4 protein-coding genes are annotated in these 5,026 nt (G+C 45.7%); 1 reads left to right on the top strand and 3 read right to left on the bottom strand.

Annotated elements, in window-relative coordinates:
- Positions 1–70: 70 nt before the first annotated feature.
- From pdeM to QZY09_RS07480, 3 genes are all read right to left on the bottom strand, one after another.
- The gene (gene pdeM, locus QZY09_RS07490; RefSeq protein ID WP_295670423.1) at positions 71–736 is read right to left on the bottom strand and encodes a ligase-associated DNA damage response endonuclease PdeM; all 666 of its coding nucleotides are present in this window, start codon (positions 734–736) and stop codon (positions 71–73) included.
- 298 nt (positions 737–1,034) lie between these two features.
- The gene (gene hppD, locus QZY09_RS07485; protein WP_295670420.1) at positions 1,035–2,159 is read right to left on the bottom strand and encodes a 4-hydroxyphenylpyruvate dioxygenase; all 1,125 of its coding nucleotides are present in this window, start codon (positions 2,157–2,159) and stop codon (positions 1,035–1,037) included.
- Between the two features lie 116 nt (positions 2,160–2,275).
- A complete protein-coding gene (locus QZY09_RS07480) occupies positions 2,276–3,430 on the bottom strand; it encodes a homogentisate 1,2-dioxygenase (protein WP_295670418.1) in 1,155 nt (384 codons plus the stop codon).
- Between the two features lie 475 nt (positions 3,431–3,905).
- Here QZY09_RS07480 and QZY09_RS07475 point away from each other — a divergent pair, with 475 nt between their 5' ends.
- Entirely contained in the window at positions 3,906–4,904 is a 999-nt protein-coding gene (locus QZY09_RS07475) for a fumarylacetoacetate hydrolase family protein (RefSeq protein WP_295670415.1), read from the top strand.
- Positions 4,905–5,026 lie beyond the last annotated feature (122 nt).

The following is a 5,026-nucleotide window of genomic DNA, read 5'->3' as shown; positions in this document are numbered from 1 at the left end:
TTGCGTAAAAAACTATTTCTTGCCAATATTGCTTTTTTTTCTTGATTCCTGGCTCTCTATTCTTCACCCTTTAAGCAATGGCCAGTACTTTATCTTTTGCTATCGCGAAGATCCTGTCGGTTTTGTTGCTGCGGATAGCAACCCTGCCGGTAAACTTGCCGAACGAAGGCAGAATGGCCTGTTTAGCCCCAAATGCGAAGCAAGGCAGCGTCATATGCTGCCGCGCTTTTCCCGCCAGGCTAATACCCGGGTGGATATGCCCGCAAAAAACATAACCGGCAGCGCTTTGCAAATCGTCTTCAACGAGTGGATGGTGCAGCATCAGGAAAGGACCGATCAACAGCTCATCATGCAGCGTAATGTTCAAGTGATGATAATGCGATTCATCAATAATATCATGATTGCCTTTGATCAGGATGATCTCGAGCTTGGGAAACTGGCTTCGCCATAATATAAACCAGTCCCAGTCGGCATTCATATCGCTATGAAAAAAATCGCCCAGTAAGATCAGTTTTTCAGCCTTGTGCTCAAAAATAAGATCCGATAGGACAGCCAGCTCGTTTTGTTCCAGATCAAGCGGTACGGCTATCCCCGCTTTGCGGAAATGCCCCACCTTACCCAAATGCACATCGGCAGCAATTAAAGCCTTTTCCTGTTGCCAGTAGATAGCTTTTTGGGGTAATAATAAAAGGTCCTGATATTTTAAGTTGAAATGGATAGCGGAACTGGTGGACATGCAACAAAGGTAGTGAAGGATGAGGGAAGATTTAATTAATAGAAACGAAATCGAAATTATATTCTCCTTAAACCATCTTTCCGGCTTGGTGGAGAGAGGGTGGTCGAGCGAAGCTACGACCGGGTGAGTAAACCCCGGCGGACATTACCGCCAATGCATGTCGGCGAGTCTACTCACCCCGACTACGCTACGCTGGTCGACCCTCTCTACCGCAAGCGGTAAAGAGGGTGAGGAATTGTATTACTTATTGGGTTATTTAAATATCCCAATTCCGAAATCGAACATCCGAAATCCGAAATCAAAGATTCCCCCTTACTTCCTGCTCTCTCTCAATCGCTTCAAACAGCGCCTTAAAATTACCTGCGCCGAATGACTTGGCGCCTTTGCGCTGGATGATCTCGAAAAATAGGGTTGGCCTGTCTTCTACCGGTTTGGTAAAGATCTGTAACAAATAGCCCTCATCATCCCTATCTACCAAAATGCCGAGGCGTTTCAATGGCTCCAGGTCCTCATCAATATGGCCAACACGGTCAAGCAGTTCATCGTAATAGCTGGTAGGTACGGTTAAAAACTCGATGCCGCGGTTTTGCAGTTCGGTTACTGTCTCCACAATATTATGGGTAGCCAGGGCAAGGTGCTGCACGCCTTCGTCTTCATAAAACTCCAGGTATTCTTCTATCTGGCTTTTCTTTTTGCCTTCAGCTGGTTCATTTATGGGGAACTTTACATAACCGTTGCCATTGCTCATTACCTTGCTCATCAGGGCCGAGTATTCGGTACTGATCATTTTATCATCAAAGGTTAAAATGTTTTTAAAGCCCATTACCTCCTCATAAAAGTTTACCCATTCATCCATTTTATGCCAGCCCACGTTGCCCACACAATGGTCGATATACTGTAAACCGGTGGAGGGTGGATTGTAAGTAGATTCGTGTTTTTGATATCCCGGCAGGAAAATACCCTTATAGTTTTTGCGCTCCACAAAAAGGTGAACCGTTTCGCCATAAAGCTTAATGCCGCTCATCCTCACTTCACCATTTTCATCCTTTAAAGTTTGGGGTTTCATATAAGGTTTGGCTCCGCGGCTGGTAGTTTGCTCAAACGCATCGTAAGCATCATCAACTGATAATGCCAGCACCTTTACCCCGTCGCCATGCTTTTTAATGTGCTCCGCGATGGGATGTTCTGAATGTAATGGCGTGGTTAGCACCAGGCGGATCTTGCCTTGTTGCAACACATACGACGACCTGTCGCGTAGCCCGGTTTCAGGCCCTGCATAAGCCAAATCGCTAAAGCCAAAGGCGGTTTTATAGTAAAAGGCAGCCTGCTTGGCATTGCCCACATAAAATTCAACATGATCGGTACCGTTTAACGGTAAAAAGTCAGTTGCGTTGGTTGGTTTTTCTATGGTTAATGTTTCCATTGTTTTTGTTGAAATGTTGTAAAGTTGAAATGTTGTAATGTTATTGCGTGGTTGGATTTTTATAGTTGACAGGCTAACTTTTCAACCTTACAACATTCCAACCTTACAACAAACTCTTACATCCAGCTCTTGTAATAATCTCCGTCCTCAATTTTTATCGCGTCTTCAGTCAGCATCAGCGGACGGAAAGGGTCTATCATCACGGCCAGTTCGTCGGTTGATTCTTTGCCGATAGATTTCTCCACCGCGCCCGGGTGCGGCCCGTGCGGGATACCGCCGGGGTGCAGGGTGATCTGTCCTTTTACTACGCTTTTGCGGCTCATAAAGTCGCCATCTACATAATAAAGCACCTCGTCGCTATCCACATTGCTGTGGTTGTATGGGGCGGGGATAGATAGCGGATGATAATCGTATTTACGTGGCACAAATGAGCAGATCACGAAGTTATGGCCCTCAAAGGTTTGGTGTACCGGTGGCGGCTGGTGCAGGCGGCCGGTTATCGGCTCAAAATCATGGATCGAAAACGCCCAGGGATAATGAAAACCGTCCCAGCCAATAAAATCAAATGGATGTGTTCCGTAGATGTAGGGATAGATTAAACCTTGTTTTTTGATCAGCACTTTAAAATCGCCTTTCTCGTCGTGGGTTTCCAGGTTGGTGGGGCGTTTAATATCGCGCTCGCAGTATGGTGATTGCTCCGTAAGCTGCCCGTAGGCGTTGGTATAGCGTTTGGGTACCCGTATCGGGCTAAAGCTTTCTACAATAAACAGGCGGTTATCGGGGGTGTCAAATTCCATCTGGTAAATGGTACCACGCGGGATCACCAGGTAGTCACCATAAGCAAATTTGATATGCCCGTAGCCTGTTTTCAGCGTACCCGAGCCTACGTGGATAAACACCACTTCATCCGCCTGGCTGTTTTTGTAGAAATAATCCGTCATGGATTTACGCGGGGCGGCCAGCGAGATCTGCAGGTCGCTGTTAACCAGTACGGGTTTGCGGCTTTTTAAATAGTCGTCTTCCGGTTCAATTTTAAAACCGATGAGGCTGGTATGTTTCAGGTGCTTTTCGCGGGCTATCTTTGGCTCAACTGAATAGGGTTCGCCCAGCTCTTTTACCACCGTTGGCGGGTAGGCATGGTAAACCAGCGAATAGAGGCTCGAGAAACCTTCGGTTGATACCAGCTCCTCGGCATATAAAGTACCATCGGGCTTACGGAACTGCGTATGCCGCTTTGGCGGGATAGCTCCTAAAGTATGATAAACAGGCATGTTGTTGTTTTTGTTGGAATGTTTTAATGTTGTAAAGTTGGAATGTTGAAATAGTCATCAACCCAAACAATTCAGTACTAAATATTTAACAAGCGGAAAGGTTGAATAGTTTTAAGCCAGATGTTGTATTAACATTACAACCTTCCAACTTTTCAACAGTCTTCAACAAATTAGTATTGCGCCAAAACGATCTTAGCGAGCACAGCATCCCGGAAAGAAGAAGCATCACTCATTGAAGTGAGGCCCAGGGAAAATAGAAAATGCTTTTGTATGCTCATAAATTGGATAAAGCAAAGTTAGTTGTAATATATGTTAATTGCAAGGGGAGCCCGAAAGTCGGGAAAGTCCGGAAGTCCGAAAGTAGCTTCAGTCGGGCGTAACTAAAAAAATAACATTACAACTTTCCAACATTACAACCTTTCAACAATAAATCAACCAAAAAAACCTAAGTTTGAAAAACCAATAATACAAATCCATGAAATTAGTATCCTACAAAACCGAAGACCGTGAGCATTTGGGTGTTTACGTAAAAGGGCATATTTATAACCTTAACTCCTGCGATAAGCTGCTCCCCGATAATATGAATGAATTTTTATGGGGAGGCGTTGAGCTGATGGAACGCGCGCACCGTATTAATGATGCTATCGCTTCTGGCAAGCTGGAGGCTAAAGAAGAATTGTTTTTTGAGATGCTGGCGCCTGTGCCGCACCCAACCTCATGCAGGGATGGCTACGCTTTCAGGCAGCATGTGGAGTCTGCAAGGCGCAACCGCAAAGCGCCGATGATCCCGGAATTTGACCAGTACCCAATCTTCTACTTTACCAACCATAACGCCATACAGGGCATCGGCGAGATCGAATGTATGCCCGATCATTTCGAAAAACTTGATTTTGAGCTGGAAGTGGCCGTGGTATTGAATAAAAAGGCCCGTAATATTAAAGCGGCTGACGCCGATAGCCTGATTGCCGGTTACATGATCATGAATGACATGAGCGCACGTACCCTGCAACTGGAAGAAATGCTGCTGAACCTGGGCCCTGCAAAAGGCAAGGATTTTTGTACGGTGATAGGCCCCTGGCTGGTAACGCCGGATGAACTGGAGAAATACAAAACAGCGCCCAAAGCCGGGCATACCGGTAATGCGTATAATTTAGAAATGAAGTGCGCAGTAAACGGCATAGGCGTATCAAAAGGCAATATGGCTGATATGGACTGGACCTTCGCCGAAATTATTGAACGCGCTGCCTACGGTTGCGATGTACTACCCGGCGACGTAATAGGCTCCGGCACAGTAGGAACAGGCTGTTTCCTTGAACTAAACGGCACCGGGCTGCTTAACGACCCCAACTATCAAGCCCAATGGCTAAAAGACGGCGACCTGGTAGAGATGGAAGTAACCGGTTTAGGTATGCTGGGCAATATCATTAAAAAAGCAAATAGTGATTTTTCGATTTTGGGTTTGAAGAAAAAATAAAAAAGCCGCTCATTGCGAGGAACGAAGCAATCTCTACACAGGACATTCAACAAAATGTAATGCCCTTATTAACGGCGTGCGGCTGATAGGTAATGAATTAACTCCGTTTCGTTGACTTGCAT

It is taken from the genome of uncultured Mucilaginibacter sp. (genome assembly GCF_903913935.1).
GTDB lineage: Bacteria > Bacteroidota > Bacteroidia > Sphingobacteriales > Sphingobacteriaceae > Mucilaginibacter.
The sequence above is the reverse complement of the archived record's forward strand: the minus strand, read 5'-3'. Positions and strand labels throughout refer to the sequence as shown.